The following is an 18,944-nucleotide window of genomic DNA, read 5'->3' on the forward strand; positions in this document are numbered from 1 at the left end:
CCACGGGTTCAGCGCCCGGCACGCCCTGGTTCCGTCACCGGTCGAGCTGAGCGCGCACCCGTTCCGCAACGCTCCGCAAGGGGACCGGGGCGCAAGCGGCGGTGTGGGCGCACCCCGGCCTCGTCCGAGGCCGGGGGTCCAACCGGCCATGCGTCCCCGGTGGATCAAAGGGATGGCGTACCTCGACATGTGCACGACTGCAGTTGAGCGCCCCGCGCCCGGGGGCACGACAGGAGCCCGTCGGCGGCGGGTGGTGGGGTTGGGCATGCTTGTGGTGATCCTCGTGGTCGCCGCGGCGGTCTCGTTGGCCGTCGGCGCACGGGCGTTGAGTCCCGCCGAGGTCTGGCACGGCCTGTTCGCGGTGCCCGAGTCCGACCAGCGGCTCACCGAGATCAGGCTCATCGTGCAGACGGTGCGGGTGCCCCGGACGGTCCTCGCGATCGTGGCGGGCACCGCCCTGGGGGTCGGCGGTGCGCTGATCCAGGGGTACACGCGCAACCCCATCGCCGACACGGGCCTGTTGGGGGTGAACTCCGGCGCCTCCTTCGCCGTGGTGTCGGTGATCGCGGTGTTCGGGTTCGCCGACCCGTTCCAGTACGTCTGGTTCGCCTTCGCGGGAGCGGCGGTCGCCGGTGTCGTCGTCTTCGGTCTTGCGAGTGTCGGCCGGGGAGCGGGCAACCCGTTGACGCTCGCCCTGGCCGGGCAAGGGATCACGGTGTTCCTCGCGGCGATGACCACGGCGGTCGCGCTGTCCGACCAGAAGTCGCTGAACGCGCTGCGGTTCTGGAACGCGGGCTCCGTGGCCGGTGCCGGATTCGACGTCATCTGGCCGGTGACCGCGTTCATAGCGGTCGGACTGGTGCTGGCGCTGACGACCCTGCCCGCTCTCAACCTGCTCAACCTGGGCGACGACGTGGCACGGGGGCTGGGAGTGAACATCGCGCTGAGCCGGACGACAGGCATCGTCGCCATCACCCTGCTGGCGGGTGCGGCCACGGCGGCGTGCGGCCCCATCGCGTTTCTCGGGCTCATGGTGGCCCACGTGGCCCGGTACCTGACCGGGCCGGACTACCGCTGGCTGGTGCCGTACGCGGGTCTGCTCGGATCCGCCGTCCTGCTGGTCTGCGACATCGTGGGGCGCTTGGTGGTGCGGCCGGGGGAGTTGGACGCGGGCGTCGTGGTCGCCCTTCTCGGCGCCCCGTTCTTCGCGGTTCTGGTGTGGCGGGGAAAGTTCAAGAACGCATGAACGGGGCAGACGTGAATCCATCGGTGGCGCCGGGCGTGCGGCTCGGCCACGTGTCGTTCGTATGGCGGCCCTGGCTCGTCCTGGTCACGCTGCTGCTGATGGCGGCGACCTTCCTGGTGTTCTGCCTCTCCATCGGCGTCGGGGACTTCCCCATCGGCCTGTCCCGGGTGATCGCCACGATCCTCGGCCGGGGTGAACAGGTCGACGAGTTCGTGGTCATGGACCTGCGGATGCCGCGGGCCCTGGCCGGCCTCGTCGTGGGGATCGCGCTGGGGATGTCCGGGGCGATCACGCAGTCCGTCGCGCGCAATCCGCTCGCCAGCCCGGACATCCTGGGCATCACCGGGGGAGCCGGTGCGGTCGCGGTGTTACTGGTGACGGTGTCGGGCGGGGCCGCCGCGGCGGTCGTCAGCTCGGTGGGCCTGTCCGCGGCGGCGCTCGCGGGCGGTCTCGGCACCGGGCTGCTGGTGTACTTCCTGGCGTGGCGGCGCGGGATCGACGGCTTCCGGCTCATCCTCATCGGCATCTCGGTGAGCGCCGTGACGGAGGCGATCACGACCTGGCTGCTGGTCTCGGCCGACATCAGGGACGTGGCCAGGGCCCAGGCGTGGCTGGTCGGCTCGTTGGAGGACCGGTCGTGGGACGCGGTCCGGGTGGCGTTCTGGTGCACGCTCGTCCTCGTCGTCGTCGCGGCCGCTGCCGCGTTCCAGTTCAAGCCGATGCACCTCGGCGACGAGGTCGCCGCCGGGCTGGGCGTCCGGTACACGAGGGTGCGGGCGATCCTGCTGCTGTGCGCGGTCCTGCTGGCCGCTGTGGCGGTGAGCGCGGCGGGCCCGGTTCCGTTCGTCGCTCTGGTGGCGCCGCAGGTGGCGATGCGTCTGGCGAAGTACCCGACGCCGCCGATGGTGGCTTCGGGCCTGGTCGGAGCGCTGCTGCTGATCGGCTCGGACCTGGTCGCGCGCACGGCGCTGCCGATCACCCTCCCGGTCGGTGTGGTCACGGCCGCGATCGGCGGCCCGTTCCTCGTCCATCTGCTGGTGCGGGCGAACCTCAGGTAGATGGTAGAAAAGTAAGGCGAACCTAATCAAGGGGGGCTTGTGGCCGCTCAGTTCATCACCGAGGCCGAATCCGGGGTCGGATCCGGGGCCGAATCCGGGCGCGAATCCGGAGGCGAGGACGTCTCACGGCTGGCAGCCAGGGGAGTCACGGTCGGATACAGCGGCCAGACGGTCATCGACGATCTCGACGTGGCGATTCCCCCGGGGGTGATCACCACGATCATCGGCCCCAACGGCTGTGGGAAGTCCACCCTGTTGCGCACCCTGACACGGCTGCTCAAGCCGGCCAGGGGGACGGTCGTGCTGGATGGCGAGGACATCGTCAAGCTGAAGACCAGGGACGTGGCGAAGAAGCTCGGTCTACTGCCGCAGGCGCCGGTCGCGCCGGAGGGGCTGACGGTGGCCGACCTGGTCGCCAGGGGGCGCCATCCGCACCAGAGTTGGCTGCGGCAGTGGTCGTCGGACGACGCCGGAGTCGTGGAGCGTGCGCTGGCCATGACCGGAGTGTCCGAGTTGGCCGACCGCCCGGTCGACTCGCTCTCCGGCGGGCAGCGCCAGCGCGTCTGGATCTCGATGACCCTGGCCCAAGGCACCGATCTGCTGCTGCTGGACGAGCCGACCACCTATCTGGACCTGGCGCACGCGATCGACGTGCTCGACCTGGTGGACGACCTGCACGAGTCGGGGTGCACCGTGGTCATGGTGCTGCACGACCTCAATCTGGCCACGCGCTACAGCGACAACCTCGTCGTGATGCGGGCGGGATCGATCCTGGCGCAGGGGCACCCGCGGGACGTGATCACCGCCGAGTTGCTGCACGAGGCGTTCGGGCTGCACGCCGCGGTGATCGACGACCCGGTGGGCGATCGGCCGCTCATCGTGCCGATAGGCCGTACGCACGTCCGGCTCGACCCCTGAGGGCTGTCCCGTGATCCCTGGCGACCGGGGCGACGGGGCGATGCAGGCGGGTGAGGGGCCAACTCGTGCCCGGTGAGGGAAAGTTTGATGGTTAGGCTAGGCTGACCTTACTTACGCAGGACAAGGTTGGCTGCCCTTACGCAGGGGTGCAGTGGGCAGCGCGAAGGCAAGGGATTCCGGATGCTTCTCCATCGAACGACGCTTGTGAAGCCGTGGCGGCGGCTGGCGGCGGTTCTGTCCGCCGCGGCCCTCGGCGTCGGCCTCCTCGCGGGATGCGGTTCCGACCCGGCGGACAAGAAGGGCGACGACGCCCCGGCCGCCGCCGGCGCGTTCCCGGTCACCGTGGAGCACGCATTCGGATCCACGAAGGTCACCAAGGCACCCCGGCGGGTCGTCTCCGTGGGCTACACGGACGACCAGGCCATCCTGGCGCTCGGCATCAAGCCGGTCGGCATGGTCGACCAGTACCCGAACCCGGCGGGCAAGTCCCCCGACATCAACACCCAGTGGCCCTGGGTGAAGGACAAGTGGGGCGACACCCGCCCCGAGGTCGTCATGAAGAACGGTGACTCGGGCCCCAACTACGAGAAGATCGCCTCCCTGCGGCCGGACCTGATCGTCGCGGTCTACTCCGAGATCGACCAGGCCGCCTACGAGAAGCTCTCCAGGATTGCCCCGACGGTGGGCCGCACCAAGGGCGAGAAGGAGCCCTTCAGCGCGCCGTGGCAGGACAACGCGGTGCACATCGCCAAGGCGCTCGGCAAGGAGGACGAGGGCGCCGAGCTGGTGCAGGGCATCCAGGACAAGCTCGACGCGGCGGGCAAGGCCCACCCGGAGTTCGCGAACCAGACCGCCGTCGCGCTGTCCTGGTACAAGGACTCGCTCGCGCCGTTCACCACCACCGACGCGCGCGGACGGCTGGTGACGGGCATCGGCTACAAGGGTGCGACGAAGATCGACGAGATCGCCGACGGCAAGTTCTTCACCGTGCTGTCCCCCGAGCGCGTCGACCTGGTCGACGTCGACCGCATCTTCGTCATCAACGACAAGGCGGACACGGAGGCGCTGAAGAAGTTCAAGCTGTTCGAGAACCTGTCGGCCGTCAAGAACGGCAAGGTGTCGTACCTGCTGGACAGCGAGGGCCCGGCGGTCGGCGCGGCCATGTCCCAGGGCACCCTGCTGTCCCTGCCGTACGCGATCGACGAGCTCGTCAAGTCGGTCGGCTAGACATGGCGATCGAACTGTCCCGTCCCCGGCGAGACCTGGCCGCGGCGTGAGCGACACCGACACCCGCGTCGCCCCGGCAACTCTGCGCACGGCGACCGGAGGCGAGGCCACCGGTTGGGTCGCTTCGCACTGCCGCCGGGCCCCGTGGCTGACGGCCTCCACCGTGTTCACCACGGTGGCCGGGGCGGCGCTCCAGGTGCTCCCGGTGCTCCTGCTGGGCCGGGTGGTCGACGGGGTGGTCAAGGACCAATCGCGCTCGGTGCTGGTCACGGTCGGGGTGTTGATGGGGGCCGCCGCGCTGCTCGGCGCGGCGGCCACTGCTGTGTCCACGTACCTGATCGGACGGCTGGGAGCGGATCTGCTCGCACGGCTGCGGGAAGGCGCCGTCCGCGCGGTGCTGGGGATGCCGAGCGCACGCATCGAGCAGGTCGGCCGGGGCGACGTGCTGTCCCGGGTCGGTGACGACGTGGCCGTGCTGTCCAAGGGCATCCGGACGGCCGTCCCCACGGTCTTCTCGGCGGGCGTGCTGGTCGTCATCGCCACGGCCGGCATGTTCGGACTGGACTGGCGGCTCGGCCTGGCCGGCGCAGGCGCGCTGCCCGCGTACGCGCTGGCCCTGCGCTGGTATCTGCCCCGGTCCGCACCGCTCTACCAGAAGCAGCGGGCGGCCCAGGCCGACCGTGCGCAGGCGCTGATCAGCGGTCTGAACGGGATCGACACGGTCCGCGCGTACCGCCTTGAGGACGCCGTCCGCGAGAAGGTCACCCACGAGTCGTGGCGGGTGCGCGAGCTCGGCGTCGAGGTGTTCCGGTTCTTCGGCCGGTTCGTCGGCAGGGAGAACCGCGCCGAGTTCATCGGGCTGGTCCTGATCCTTGTGGTCGGGTACGCCCTGTTGGAGGCCGACGCCGCCACTCTGGGCGAGGTGTCGGCGGCCCCGCTGATGTTCCACCGGCTGTTCACCCCGCTGGGCGCCATCATGTTCACCTTCGACGAGGCGCAGAAGTCGGGCGCGAGCCTCACCCGGCTGGTCGGGGTGCTGGGGGAGCCCGCGGAGGACCGGTTGGTGGGCGACACGTCCGTCGCACCGGCGGACGCCGGGCCGCACCCGGTGACGGTGGAGGGGCTGACCTTCAGCTATCCCGACAGCGAGGAACCGGTGCTGCGGGAGGTGAACCTGTCCATCCCGGCCGGCGGCTCGCTCGCCCTGGTGGGGGCGACGGGGGCGGGCAAGTCGACCCTGGCCGCGCTGATCGCCGGCATCGGGACCCCGCAGGCCGGGTCGGTGCGCATCGGGTCGCACGACCTCGCCGGTCTGGACGAGGCCGGGGCGCGGGCCCTGGTGAGCATCCTGACGCAGGAGACGCACGTGTTCTCGGGTTCGCTCGCCGACGACCTGCGGCTCGCCGCGCCCGAGGCGAGCGATGCCCGGCTGATGGACGCGTTGCGCACGGTCGGCGCCGACGGGTGGTTCGAGCTGCTGCCCGACGGGCTGAACACCATGGTCGGTGAGGGCGGTGAGCGCCTGGACGTCACCAAGGTCGCCCAGATCGCCCTGGCCCGGCTGGTGTTGGGCCGCTCTCCGGTGGTGGTGCTCGACGAGTCGACCGCGGAGGCGGGCAGCGAGGGCGCCGCCGAGCTGGAGCGGGCCGTGCTGGCCGCGTGCTCGGGCCGGACCACGCTGTTCGTGGCGCACCGGCTGACCCAGGCGATGGCGGCGGACCGGATCGCCGTGCTGGACGCGGGACGCGTCGTGGAGGAGGGAACGCACGGGGAGTTGGTGGCCCTGGGCGGCCGGTACGCGCGTCTCTGGCGCGCCTGGCGAGAGGGTAGTTAGGTAAGCCTTGGTTAAGTTAGGCTGACCTGCATACCTTGGAAGGATGCTGAGTCTTCGATGATGGAACCGAGCGCTCCTCGCGTACTGCTTTCTCCCACCCGCCTGGCCGACGTACGCAGGCGCACCGGCGACTACGGCGACCGGACCATCGCCGAAGCGTGCGCCATCGGGCTCTCGTACTGGGCGAGCGGCCACAGCCCCGACGGCCTGGACCTCACCCCCGGCACCCTGTTCGCCGATGTCCTCGGACGGGTCGGCAACGGCGGTGCCGGGAGCGGAGGTTGGGAGGTCGGCGCGGACGGCCGGAGCATCACCGTCCCCGACGGCGTCGGCCCGGCCGACGCGCAGCTCGCACTGGACGACCTGGCCGACTTCCCGGACCGGCCCATCGGCACCATCGGCCCGTCCAGCACGGCGGCCAGGATCGAAACCCTGGCCGAGTGGAACGACACCCGGGCCGACCGGGCCCGCCCGACCGTCATGGAGATGTTCCGTGAGCAGGCGCGCACCAGGCCGGACGCCGTCGCCGTCGTCGACGAGCACCGGTCGCTGACCTACCGTGAGGCGGCCGAATGCGCCGGCCAGTTGGCCCATCATCTGATCGAACGCGGTCTCACCTCCGAACAGGTCGTCGGCATCTCGCTGGGCCGCTCCGCCGAGATGGTGATCGGGCTCCTCGCCGTGCTCCAGGCGAAGTGCGCGTTCGTGCCGCTCGATCCGCAGTGGCCCGCCGCGCGACGGGCCGTCGTCATCGAGGACGCCCGGGTCGTGCTGCAGCTCAACGACTCGGGTGAGCGCGGAGCGGGTGAACCGGACGCCGTGGCCGTCGACCTCGGCGACTGGAGGTTCGGTGCCCACCCCGTCGAGACGCCCGAGGCCCCCGTCCCCGGCACGGCCCTGGCATACGTGATCTTCACGTCCGGTTCGACCGGACGGCCCAAGGGCGCCATGATCCGGCACGAGGCGATCAGCGAGCGCCTGCTGTGGCAGGCCGGTGAGATCCTGGACTTCGGCCACGACGACGCGTCGCTGTTCAAGGCGCCGTTGTCCTTCGACATCTCCATCAACGAGATCTTCCTGCCGCTGGTGTCCGGCGGCAGACTGGTGATCCTGCGGCCCGGCGGCGAGCGCGACCCGCACCACCTGCTGAGCGTGATCGCCGAGCAGCGCGTCACCTTCACCTACCTGGTGTCGTCCATGCTGGACGTACTGCTGGAGATCGCGGGCGACTCCGGCGGCCTCGACAGCCTGCGGCACGTGTGGTGCGGCGGCGAGGTGCTGACCCCGGAGCTGTACGAGCGGTTCCGCACCCGGCTCGACATCCCCCTGTACCACGGCTACGGCCCGGCCGAGACGACCATCGGCGTCTCCCACGTCATCTACCGGGGTGCGGCCGAACGCCTGTCGACGTCGATCGGCAAGGCCAACCCCAACACCCAGCTGTACGTGCTGGACGACGAACTGCGCCCGGTCCCGGTCGGGGTCGGCGGCGAACTGTACGCGGGAGGGCTCCTCCTGGGGCGCGGGTACGTCAACGCGCCCGGCCTGACGGCGTCCCGGTTCGTGGCGAATCCTTTCGCCGGGGACGGGTCCCGGCTGTACCGGACCGGCGACCTGGCGCGTTTCGCCCCGGACGGGTCGCTGGACTTCCTCGGCCGCGCCGACAACCAGATCAAGATCCGCGGCATGCGGCTGGAGATCGAGGATGTCGAGGCCGGCCTCGCGGAGCACCCCGGGGTGCGGCACACCTGCGTCGTCGCGAAGAAGAACACGGCGGGCGGCACCTACCTGGTGGGGTACGTGATCCCGGCCGCCGGCCACGAGGACCTGCAGGCGGACGAGGTCAAGGCGTGGGCCGCCCTGCACCTGGTGGAGTACATGGTGCCCGCCCACCTCGTCGTCATGGAAGAGTTCCCGCTCACCGCGAACGGCAAGCTCGACCGGGGTGCCCTGCCGGAGCCCGTGATCGCCGCCGGCTCCGCCGTGGCGCCCGCCACCGACGACGAGCGGGCGGTGTGCGCGGCCGTCGCGGCGGTGCTGCGGCTGGAGCAGGCCGGTGTCGACCAGGACTTCTTCCAGCTCGGCGGGGACAGCATCCTGGCGATCTCACTGCTGAGCGCACTGCGGGATGCGGGCCTCTACGTCACCGCACGGCAGATCTTCACCCACAGCGTTCTCGGGGCACTGGCCGCGGTGGCGAGCCGCGAGGACGTCTCCGCCGCGGACCACGGCGACGTCGCGACCGGTTCCGTGGTGGGATCGCCCATCGTGCAGTGGCTCGGTGAGACCACGGACGCGATCGACGGCTTCGTGCAGTCGGTCGTACTCAACACGCCGGCGGAGCTGACCGCCGACGCCCTCGACGAGATCCTCGCCGCCGTGCTCGGACGGCACGACATGCTGCGCGCCAGGCTGGTGCGCGGCGACCGCTGGGGCTTCGACATCCCCGAGTCGGGCCAGGCCGTCGTGGGGTGGCAGGAGAGCGACCGCCCGCCGGCGGAGTGTGTCGCGCTCGCCACCGACGGGCTCGACCCGGCGGGCGGTGTGATGCTGCGCGCCGTGTGGCGCCGTGAGGCGCGGCAACTGGTCCTGGTCGCCCACCACGTCGTGATCGACGGTGTGTCCTGGCGGATCCTGATGGACGACCTGGCCACGGCATGGCGCCGGTTCGCCTCCGGCGCGCCGATCGAACTGCCCCCGGTGGGCACGTCGTTCAGGCGCTGGACGCAGTTGCTGCAACGCGCGGCATCCGACGTGGACCGCAGCTGCTTCCGGCGCCCCCTGCCGGGAGCGGACGCACCGCTGGGCAGGCGTGCACCGACCGACGCCGACACGGTCGCCCGGGAGCGGACGCAGACCGTCTCCCTCGGGCCCGGGGACACGGCCGCACTGCTGGGCGGGATTCCCGCGAAGTTCCACGCGGGCGTCAACGACGTGCTGCTGACCGCGCTCGCCGTCACCCTTGCCCGGTGGCGCCGCGACCGCGGGCAGGATCAGACGTTCGCCCGCATCGAACTCGAAGGACACGGCCGCGAGGGGGAATTCGTGGCGGACGCGGTCGGCTTCGAGCCGGAACTGTCGCGGACCGTGGGCTGGTTCACCACCCTGTTCCCGGTGACCGTGGATCCCGGCGCGGCGGCCGACTTCACCGCCCCCGCGTACCTCGCCGCCGCCCTCAAGGCGGTCAAGGAGGACCTCGCCGGGGTGCCGGGCAACGGCGTCTCCTACGGTGCCCTGCGGTATCTGACCGACACCGGGCCGACCGAGCCCGCACCGCAGGTGCTGTTCAACTACCTGGGCCGATTCGACGCGGGCGCCGCCGGAGACTGGCAGCTCGCGGGCACCACGGGGCAGTTGGGCGAGAGGCGCGACCCGCGGATGCGCATGCCGCGCGCCCTGGAGTTCAACGCGATCGCCGAACCCGACGCGAGCGGCGCGTACGAGCTGGTCACCACCATCTCCTGGCCCGAGGGGATGTTCACCGACGAGGACATCGCAACCCTCGGCCGGTACTTCCGGGCCGCCCTGGCCGCCCTGGCCGCGCTCGAAGAAGGCGGCCACTCGCCCAGCGACTTCCCCCTGGTGGCGCTCACCCAGGCCGATGTCGACGGCCTGGACGGCCCGGCGCTGCGCGACATCCTGCCGCTGACCCCCTTGCAGGAGGGCCTGTACTTCCACTCGGTCTTCGACGACGACGCGACGGGCAGCTACGTCGAGCAGCAACTCCTGACGCTGGACGGCGAGGTGGACGCCGACCGGCTCGCCGCGGCGGCCACCCGGCTGCTCACGCTGTACCCCAACCTGGCCGCCCGGTTCACGGCCCTCGCCGACGGCCGTGTCGTCTCCGTCGTCGAGAGCGGCGTGGCGGCGCCCTTCACCACGCTGGACCGCCCCGGCCTCACCGACGACGAGATCCGCGCCCACGCCGAGCGGGACCGCCGCGCCGGTTTCGACCTGGCCACCGGGCCGTTGATGCGGTACACACTCATCCGCGCCGGCTCCGGCCGCAACGTCCTGGTGCAGACCGTGCACCACATCATCGCCGACGGCTGGTCGGTGCCGCCGATGCTCCGGGCGCTGCTGGCCGAGTACCACGCGCCGGGGACCGCGTACCCGCTCGGCGGCTACCGCGACTACGTGAGCTGGCTCGCCGGACGCGACCACGACGAGAGCGACCGGGTGTGGCGCGAGGAACTCGCCGGTCTGCCCGGCCCCTCGCTGGTGGCCGAGGGGCACACCCCCTCCGAACGGTTCGCCGACACCGCCGTCGAGCCCGCCGACGACATCGACGCGGCCGCCCGGTCGGCCGGTGTGCCCCTGAGCGTGGCCGTGCACAGCGCGTGGGCGGTGACACTGGGCGGCATCCTGCGCAGCGGGGACGTCGTGTTCGGCTCCACGGTGTCCGGGCGCGACGCCGAGGTGCCCGGCATCGAAGACATGGTGGGCCTGTTCATCAACACGATCCCCGTGCGCGCCCGGTGGACCGCCGCCACCACGGCGCGCGACCTGCTCGCCTCGGTGAGGGAACACCAGAGCACGGTGCTGGCGCACCAGCACGTCTCGCTGGCGCGGATCGGCCGTCAGGCAGGCGCCGGCCCCCTGTTCGACACCCTGGTGGTGTTCGACGTCGCGACCGATGCGGACGCACTGCGCGGGCCCGGCGACGCGCTGGTCATCACCGGCATCGTCAACGAGGGCGCCCCGCACTACCCGTTGACGCTGGTGGTGGAGCGCGCACGCGACGGCCGTCCGCGCTTCAATCTGATCTACGACGGGGAACTGCTGCGCCGGGAGAGTGCCGAGGCGGTCCTGCGCACCTTCACCCGGACCCTCACCGGCCTGCTCGACCGGCCGGACGCCCCGGTCGACGAGCCGGCCCCCGAGGCCGGCCGGAGCCCGGCGGGGACGTCCCCGGCGACCCTGGGCGACCTGTTCGACGCCGCCGCGGACCGCGACCCGGCAGCCACCGCCGTCACCCAGTGCGCCCTCGACGGCACCACCCGGTCACTGACCTACGGTGAACTGGCGGACGCCAAGAACGAACTGGCCTCGGCCCTGCGCGCGGCCGGTGCCGGGCCGGGCAAGAGGGTCGCCGTCGCCGTCCCGCGCTCCGTCGAGCAGGTCGTCGCCCTGGTCGCGGCCGTCACCGCGGGCGGCGCGTACGTACCGCTGGACCTGGCGTACCCGGACGAACGGCTGGAGTACATCCTCGCCGACGCCGCCCCGCAGGTCGTACTGGTGGACCGTGAGCAGCAGGACCGCTTCACCCGGCTGCTGGTCCGAGCAGGCGTGCGGGCCCGCGTGCTCGTCCAGGGGGACGAGCTGCCGCAGGACACCACCGGGCCCGATGCCTGCCGGGACGATCCCGCGTACGTCATCTACACGTCCGGCTCGACCGGTCGGCCCAAGGGCGTCGTCGTCCCGCACTCCAGCGTGGTGACGCTCCTCGCGAACACCCGGCCCGGCATGGACTTCGGCCCGCACGACGTATGGGTCCAGTTCCACTCCTTCTCCTTCGACTTCGCGGTCTGGGAGCTGTGGGGCGCGCTGGCGCACGGCGGCGAACTGCTGGTGCCGGAGTACGCGCTGACCCGCTCCCCGGTCGACTTCCACCGGCTGGTCCGCGAGCACGCGGTGACGGTGCTCAACCAGACCCCGTCCGCGTTCTACCAGTTCATCGAGGCCGACCGGCATGCCGGTGAACCGGTCACGACGCTGCGCCGGATCGTCTTCGGAGGCGAGGCGCTGGACCTCGGGCGGCTGCGCGGCTGGGTCGAGCGGCACGGCACCGCTGCGCCCGAGCTGGTCAACATGTACGGCATCACCGAGACCACCGTCCACGTCACCCACCGCGTGCTGACCGACGAGGACTTCGGCCCCGGCGACGACGTCAGCCCGATCGGCGGTCCCCTTCCCGGCCTGGTGACCCACCTGCTCGACGACCGGCTCCGGCCGGTGCCGCCGGGCCGGGTGGGCGCCATCTACGTCGCCGGGGACCAGGTGTCGCTCGGCTACCTGGGACGGCCGGGGCTCACCGCGGGCCGGTTCGTGGCGAACCCGTTCGCGGCCGACGGCTCCCGCATGTACCACACGGGCGACCTCGCCCGCCGCACGCTCGACGGCGAGCTGGAGTTCGCCGGCCGTGCCGACGACCAGGTGCAGCTCAAGGGCTTCCGCGTCGAGCTCGGCGAAGTGGAGTCCGCGGTCAGGGAACTCGACGGCGTCGTCGATGCGGCCGTCACCGTGGCGGACGGCGGCGACCACCTCGTCGCGCATGTCGTGGGCCGGGTGCCCGGTGACTTCACCGTCCTGCTGTCCGCCAAGCTGCCCGTGCACATGGTGCCGGGCCGGGTGGTGCCGGTCGACTCCCTGCCGCTGACGGTCAACGGCAAGCTGGACCGCACGGCCCTGACCGAGCGAGCCGCACAGGACGAGACCCCGGTGGCCGCGCACGACTCCGCGCTCACCGCACTGGTCGACATCTTCGCCCGGACGCTGCCCGGCGCCGCGGTGGATGCCGACACCGATTTCTTCGGCGCCGGAGGCGACAGCATCGTCTCCATCACCGTGATCAACCGGGCCAGGGCGCTCGGCCTGCCGCTCGCCCCCCGGGACGTGTTCCTGTGGAAGACACCGCGCGCGCTCGCCGACCATCTGGCCACGCACACCCCGCAGTCCGCGGCGTCCGCACCGTCCCGCCGCGAGGACGGCCCGCTCCCGGCGACACCGATCATCCTGCGCCAGCGCGAACTGGGCGGGTCGCTCGCCCGGTTCGCCCAGGCCAGGACGCTGGTGGCAGCCGAGGGCACCGGCCTTGCCGACGCCCGGCGCGCCGCGAACGCCGTCGTGGCCGCACACCCGGCCCTCCGGTTGCGGCTGCGCATCGAGCACGGCGTGTGGGCCCTGCGCACCGAACCCGCCCGCGAGGTCACCGTCCTGCCGGCGGACGCTTCCGATGCGACGGCCGCGGCGAACGAGGCCGCCGGACGGCTCGACCCCGAGTCGGGAGACGTCATCGCGTTCTCCTGGCTGGAGGCGAGCCGCACCCTGGTGGTCACCGTGCACCACCTCGCCGTCGACGCGGTGTCCTGGCTGGTCCTCCTCGACGACCTGGCCACCGCCATGAGCGGGGCGGCCCTGGCCCCGCCGACCACGTCCTACGGCGAGTACGCCGAAGCACTGGCGGCCCGGTCCGCCCGGGGGACCGACGACCCCGGACCCTGGGTCACCACGCTCCGAGCCCCCGTGCTGCTGCCCGCGGTCCAGGCTCTGCGCGAGACCACGGTCGTGCTCGCGCCCGAGGCGAGCGACCGCGTGACGCGCAGGGCGCCCGCCGCACTCGGCGTGGGTCTCACCGAGCTGCTGTGCGGCGCGCTGCGCACCGCACTGACCCGCATCCAGCCCACGCCCACCGATCTCGCGATCGAACTGGAGCGGCACGGCCGGGTCCCGGCCCTCGAACACCACGACTACTCCCGTACCGTCGGCTGGTTCACCGCCGTTGCACCGGTGCGGCTCACGGCGCACACCGACCCCGTCGCGGCGGCGCGCGAGGTCGCCGAACGCCAGCCGGACGAGTGCGGGCACGTCGCCTACGGCAGGCTCAGGTACCTCAACCCGCAGACGGCCCCGCTGCTGAACGCCCGCCCGCAGGTGCTGTTCAACTACCTCGGCCGGGGCGGCGAGTCCCAGGCGCTGCACCTCACCGGCGGCGATCAGGGCAGCCCGTACGCCGTCGAGGTCAACGCGTGGACCGACGACGCCACCGGAAGCCTGCACGCGGCCTTCACCCTCGCCGAGGGCATACCCGACGAGATCACCGAGCACTGGCACACCGCACTGGAGCACATCGCGGACGCCTCCGCGACGGCCGAGCGCACGGCACCGGTCACCCCTCTCCAGCGGGGCCTGTTCTTCCAGGCCCAGATGGCGGGCGCGGCCGGACACTACGTCGCGCAGAGCTGGTTCACCTTCGACCGGCGCCTGGACACCGACGCGCTGGCCGAGGCGATGGCCCACGTGATCGCGCGCCACCCGGTCGTGGGCGCCGGCTTCACCACCGACGACGACGGAAACCCCGTACAGGTCCTCAAGGCGGGCCGGCGGGTCGACGTCCGTACGATCGCCGCGACGACCGACGCGGAGGTCGAGGAGCTGCGCACCCGGGACCGCGAGTCGGGATTCGACCCGGGCGAACCGCCGCTGATCCGGCTGACCGTGGTGCGGCTGCCCGACGCCCGGGACGGCCTGCTGCTCAGCTACCACCTGCTGCTCTGGGACGGCTGGTCCCGCGAGATCGTGCTGCGGGACCTGTTCGAGGCGTACGAGGCCGTCGTGGCGGGCGAGCCGCCGGTCGCGGTTCCGGCCGTGCCGGGCTTCGAGGACTACGCCCGGATGCTCGACGCCAGGGACCCCGAGGTGTCGAACCGCTTCTGGGCGGAGCACCTGGCCGGCCTGCCGGGCCCGACGCTGCTCGCCGGACCGGCTCCGTCCCTCTCGGACGGCCTGCCGCGCGCGATCACGCACACGTTCTCCGCCGAACTGTCACAGCTGCTGCGGGACGCGGCCAGGGTGCACGGCGTCACCCTGAACACGGTGCTGACCGGTGCGTTCGGCCTCCTTCTCGGTGCCCGCACGGGCCGCGGTGACGCCGTGTTCGGCGTGACCGTCTCGGGCCGGGAGGGCGAGGGCCACTCCGGCATCGTCGGCGTGCTGCTCAACACGGTGCCCATGTGGACCCGGGCACGGCCCGGCGACACGGTCGGCGCGTACCTGTCGGCCGTCCAGGCGGCCCGGGTCGAGGCGATGGAGCACGAGCACCTGGGCCTCGGCGAGATCCAGCGGGCCGGCGGGCACGGCACCCTGTTCGACAACCTGTTCGTGCTCCAGAACTTCCTGGACCTGGACGCGTTCGCCGAGATGAACGCCAGGCACGGCATCACCTCGGTGCGGGCCGACGACTCCACGCACTACCCGTTCACCTGGGTCGTCACGCCCGGCGACCGGCTCACGGTCAAGCTGGAGCACCGCGACGGCGACCCCGGGGGCGCCCGCCGTCTCCTCGACGACTACCTCCGCATGCTGGAGGACCTGGCCCGATCGACTGGGCGGGTGGGCGCACTGCCGGGACTCGGCCCGGCCCCCGAACCGGCCGGACGCACCGACGTCGGCACGGACACCGTCGTCGACCGCTTCGACCGGGCGGCGGACCGTGATCCGCAGCGGGTCGCGCTCGTCGCCCACGGCTCGGCCATGACCTTCGCCCAACTCCGGGACCGCAGCCGCGCGGTGGCGGGTGTGCTCGCCCGGCGGGGCATCGGCCCCGAGACGACGGTGGGTCTGGCGATCCCGCGCTCCCTCGACTCGATCGTGGCGCTGTTCGCGGTGCTGCGCGTCGGCGCCGCGTACGTACCGCTGGAACTGGACCACCCGGACGAGCGGATCGCGACCATCGTCGCGGACGCCCGGCCCGAGGTGATCCTCACCGTGAGCGCCGTGTCGCCCCGGCTCTACGGAGACCTGATCGAGCTGGACCGGCCCCTGCCCGGGGCCGATCCGTACGTGACGTTCGCACCGGACGACCCGGACCGCCTGCGCCACCCCGCGTACACGATCTACACCTCCGGGTCGACCGGGAAGCCGAAGGGTGTGGTGACCGAGTACGCCGGGCTCACCAACATGCTGATCAACCATCAGCGGCGGATCTTCGAGCCGGTCCTCGCCGAGCACGGCCACCGGGTCTTCAAGATCGCGCACACGGTGTCGTTCGCGTTCGACATGTCGTGGGAGGAGCTGCTGTGGCTCGCCGACGGCCACGAGGTCCACATCTGCGACGAGGAACTGCGCCGCGACGCCCCCCGCCTGGTCGAGTACTGCGGTGAGCACGGGATCGACGTCATCAATGTGACCCCGACCTACGCGCAGCAGCTGGTGGCCGAGGGACTGCTCGACAACCCCGCACGGCGGCCGGCGCTGGTGCTGCTGGGCGGCGAGGCCGTCACCCCGACGCTGTGGCGGCGGCTCGCCGAGACCGAGGAGACGGTCGGCTACAACCTGTACGGGCCCACCGAGTACACCATCAACACCCTCGGCGTCGGCACCTTCGAATGCCAGGACCCGGTGGTGGGCGTGGCCATCGACAACACCGAGGTGTACGTGCTGGATCCGTGGCTGCGGCCCCTGCCCGACGGAGTTCCCGGCGAGCTGTACGTCTCGGGCATCGGCATCGCTCGCGGCTATCTCGGGCAGAGCGCCCAGACCGCGCACCGCTTCGTCGCGTGCCCGTTCGGCGGACCCGGCGAGCGCATGTACCGCACCGGCGACCTCGTGGTCCGCCGGCCCGACGGGAACCTGACGTACCTGGGCCGCACCGACCAGCAGGTCAAGATCCGCGGGCACCGGGTCGAGTTGGGCGAGGTCGAGGCGGTGTTCGCGGCACACCCGGCGGTGCGTTTCGCCGCCGCGGTCGCCCAGCCGGACCCGCAGGTCGACGGCGCGTACCGGCTGGCCGCCTATCTCGTGCTGGAGGACTCCGACGTGGCGCAGGTCGCCGGCGAGGTGGGCGCCGGGCTGCCCGACTTCCTGCGCCCGACGCATTTCGCCCAGGTCGACAGCATCCCGCTGACCGTGAACGGGAAGGCCGACACCAGGGCGCTGCCGGAGGCCAGGCCGCTCGGCGCGCTGACCACGGCGGGAGAACGCGGCCCGGAGACCGGGACCGAGACCGCGGTGTGCGAGTTCTTCGCCGAGGCACTGGACCTGGACGACGACGAGGTGAGCGCGGTGAGCGACTTCGTGTCCCTCGGAGGGCACTCCATGCTGGCGGTGCGGCTGATCGGGCTGCTCCGCCGGGAGTACGGTCCTGTGATCACGATCCGTGATCTGTTCACCTTGCGAACCCCGGAAGCGATTGCCCGCCACCTTGATGAAGACTCCTGACACGCAGCGGCCCCGCCCGGGGTCGGACATCCTGCGGACCGCACTGCGCCGCAACGTCGGCGCCATGTTCTGGGGCACCGTCCTCATGGGCCTGTACCAGGCGGGGGAGACGGCCTTCCCCATCGCGCTCGGCCTGATCGTCGAACACACGATGCAGGACCGGAGCCTGGGCGCGCTCGGCCTGTCCATCGGCGCGCTGGCCGTGATCATCACGACGGTGTCGCTGTCGTGGCGGTTCGGGATGCGCGTCCTGCAGAAGGCCAACACGACCGAGGCGCACCGCTGGCGGGTGCGGGTGGCCGCCTGCGGGCTCCAGCCGGTGGCCAGGGACGTCGACCTGAAATCGGGCGAGGTGCTGACTATCGCCACCGAGGACGCCGACCAGACCGCCGACATCATCGAGGTGGTGCCGCTGCTGATCAGCTCCCTGGTCGCGGTGGTGGTCGCGGCCGTCGCACTGGCCCTGGCCGACATCCGGCTCGGTCTGCTGGTGATCGTGGGGACCGTCGCGATCCTGTCGATCCTGGCCGTGATGTCCAAGCGGATCGGCGCCAGTACCCGCGAACAGCAGGCCCGGGTGGCGCGGGCGGGAGCGAAGGTCGCCGACCTGATCATCGGCCTGCGCCCGCTGCACGGCTTCGGCGGCAACCACGCGGCGTTCCGGTCCTACCGGAAGGTCAGCACGGACGCGAAGCGCCAGGCGATCACCGTCGCCAGGGTGAACGGCACCTACGCGGGCACCGCACTGGCCCTCAACGCGGTCCTCGCCGCCGCCGTGTCCCTGACGGCGGGATGGCTGGCGTTCGGCGGCCGGATCACCATCGGTGAACTGGTCATGGCCGTGGGCCTCGCGCAGTTCATCATCGAACCGCTCAAGATGTTCTCGGAGATGCCCAAGTACGTGATGATGGCGCGCGCGTCGGCCGAGCGGATGGCGCTGGTGCTCTCCGCGCCGCCGGTGACGACCCCGGGGCCGCAGCGTCCGGCCGCGGGCGGAGACCTCGACGTCGACCGCGTCCGGTACGGGTCCCTGCGCGAACTGAAGTTCAAGGTGCGTGCCGGCGAGTTCGTGGCGATCGCCGTCTATCAGCCGCGCGCGGCGGCCGACCTCGCGTCGGTCCTCGCGGTGAACGTCGCGCCCGATGCGTACGAGGGAGTGGTGCGGGTCAGCGGGCAGGCGATCGCGGACCTGTCGATCGAGGCGGTCCGCGCGCACCTGCTGGTGAATCCGTACGACGGGGAGATCTTCGCGGGCAGCCTCCGCACGAACATCGACCCGTCGGGCACCGGCCGGATGGTTCCCGAGGCCGTCGAGGCGTCCATGCTGACCGATGTCGTCGCCCTCCACCGCGACGGGCTCGACTACGCGGTCCGGGACCGGGGGGCGAACCTGTCCGGGGGGCAGCGGCAGCGGCTGTCCCTGGCCCGCGCTCTGGCCGCCGACACCGAGGTGCTGGTCCTGCACGACCCGACGACGGCCGTCGACGCGGTCACCGAGCAGCTCGTCGCACGCAATGTCGCGAAGCTGCGCCGCGGCCGCACCACGGTCGTGATTACCAGCAGCCCGGCCCTCCTGGACGCCGCCGACCGTGTTCTCGTCCTGGACGGCGGCGTCATCACCGCCGAGGACACCCATCGCAACCTCCTCGCCGGCAACGCGGACTACTGCCTGGCCGTGGCCCGGTGAAGCGCCGAGCGGTTCCGGGGGGCGTGCCCGAACACG

Annotated in this window: 7 protein-coding genes; all 7 read left to right on the forward strand. The window is 72.0% G+C overall.

Annotated features, from left to right (window positions below; all coding sequences use genetic code 11):
• The first annotated feature begins 187 nt into the window (after positions 1 to 187).
• The 7 genes from ACFVT1_RS24570 to ACFVT1_RS24600 all read left to right on the forward strand — a co-directional run bounded on the left by ACFVT1_RS24570 (position 188) and on the right by ACFVT1_RS24600 (position 18,908).
• Positions 188 to 1,246 carry a FecCD family ABC transporter permease gene (locus ACFVT1_RS24570; RefSeq protein WP_389799127.1) on the forward strand — a complete coding sequence of 353 codons (1,059 nt, stop codon included), beginning with the start codon at positions 188 to 190 and terminating at the stop codon, positions 1,244 to 1,246.
• The gene (locus ACFVT1_RS24575; protein WP_389799057.1) at positions 1,243 to 2,304 is read left to right on the forward strand and encodes a FecCD family ABC transporter permease; all 1,062 of its coding nucleotides are present in this window, start codon (positions 1,243 to 1,245) and stop codon (positions 2,302 to 2,304) included. The genes ACFVT1_RS24570 and ACFVT1_RS24575 overlap by 4 nt, the downstream gene beginning before the upstream one ends.
• A 39-nt stretch (positions 2,305 to 2,343) precedes the next feature.
• Positions 2,344 to 3,222, forward strand: a complete 879-nt coding sequence (locus ACFVT1_RS24580; RefSeq protein WP_389799060.1) for an ABC transporter ATP-binding protein — start codon at positions 2,344 to 2,346, stop codon at positions 3,220 to 3,222.
• A 180-nt stretch (positions 3,223 to 3,402) separates the two neighbouring features.
• The gene (locus ACFVT1_RS24585; RefSeq protein ID WP_389799063.1) at positions 3,403 to 4,449 is read left to right on the forward strand and encodes an iron-siderophore ABC transporter substrate-binding protein; all 1,047 of its coding nucleotides are present in this window, start codon (positions 3,403 to 3,405) and stop codon (positions 4,447 to 4,449) included.
• Positions 4,450 to 4,495: 46 nt separating this feature from the next.
• Positions 4,496 to 6,283: an ABC transporter ATP-binding protein gene (locus ACFVT1_RS24590; protein WP_389799066.1), complete on the forward strand. Its 1,788-nt coding sequence runs from the start codon at positions 4,496 to 4,498 to the stop codon at positions 6,281 to 6,283.
• Between the two features lie 57 nt (positions 6,284 to 6,340).
• On the forward strand, positions 6,341 to 17,221 hold the full coding sequence (locus ACFVT1_RS24595; protein ID WP_389799068.1) for an amino acid adenylation domain-containing protein: 10,881 nt from the start codon (positions 6,341 to 6,343) through the stop codon (positions 17,219 to 17,221).
• Positions 17,208 to 18,908: an ABC transporter ATP-binding protein gene (locus ACFVT1_RS24600; protein WP_389799071.1), complete on the forward strand. Its 1,701-nt coding sequence runs from the start codon at positions 17,208 to 17,210 to the stop codon at positions 18,906 to 18,908. The genes ACFVT1_RS24595 and ACFVT1_RS24600 overlap by 14 nt, the downstream gene beginning before the upstream one ends.
• The last annotated feature ends 36 nt before the right edge of the window (positions 18,909 to 18,944 follow it).

Source organism: Streptomyces sp. NPDC057963 (assembly GCF_042887155.1).
Lineage (GTDB): Bacteria > Actinomycetota > Actinomycetes > Streptomycetales > Streptomycetaceae > Streptomyces.

Excerpts from the sequence above, each read along its gene's own strand:
- ACFVT1_RS24570 (WP_389799127.1), top strand. The coding sequence starts at position 188 with ATGTGCACGACTGCAGTTGAGCGCCCCGCGCCCGGGGGCACGACAGGA.
- ACFVT1_RS24575 (WP_389799057.1), top strand. The coding sequence starts at position 1,243 with ATGAACGGGGCAGACGTGAATCCATCGGTGGCGCCGGGCGTGCGGCTC.
- ACFVT1_RS24585 (WP_389799063.1), top strand. The coding sequence starts at position 3,403 with ATGCTTCTCCATCGAACGACGCTTGTGAAGCCGTGGCGGCGGCTGGCG.
- ACFVT1_RS24595 (WP_389799068.1), top strand. The coding sequence starts at position 6,341 with ATGATGGAACCGAGCGCTCCTCGCGTACTGCTTTCTCCCACCCGCCTG.
- ACFVT1_RS24600 (WP_389799071.1), top strand. The coding sequence starts at position 17,208 with ATGAAGACTCCTGACACGCAGCGGCCCCGCCCGGGGTCGGACATCCTG.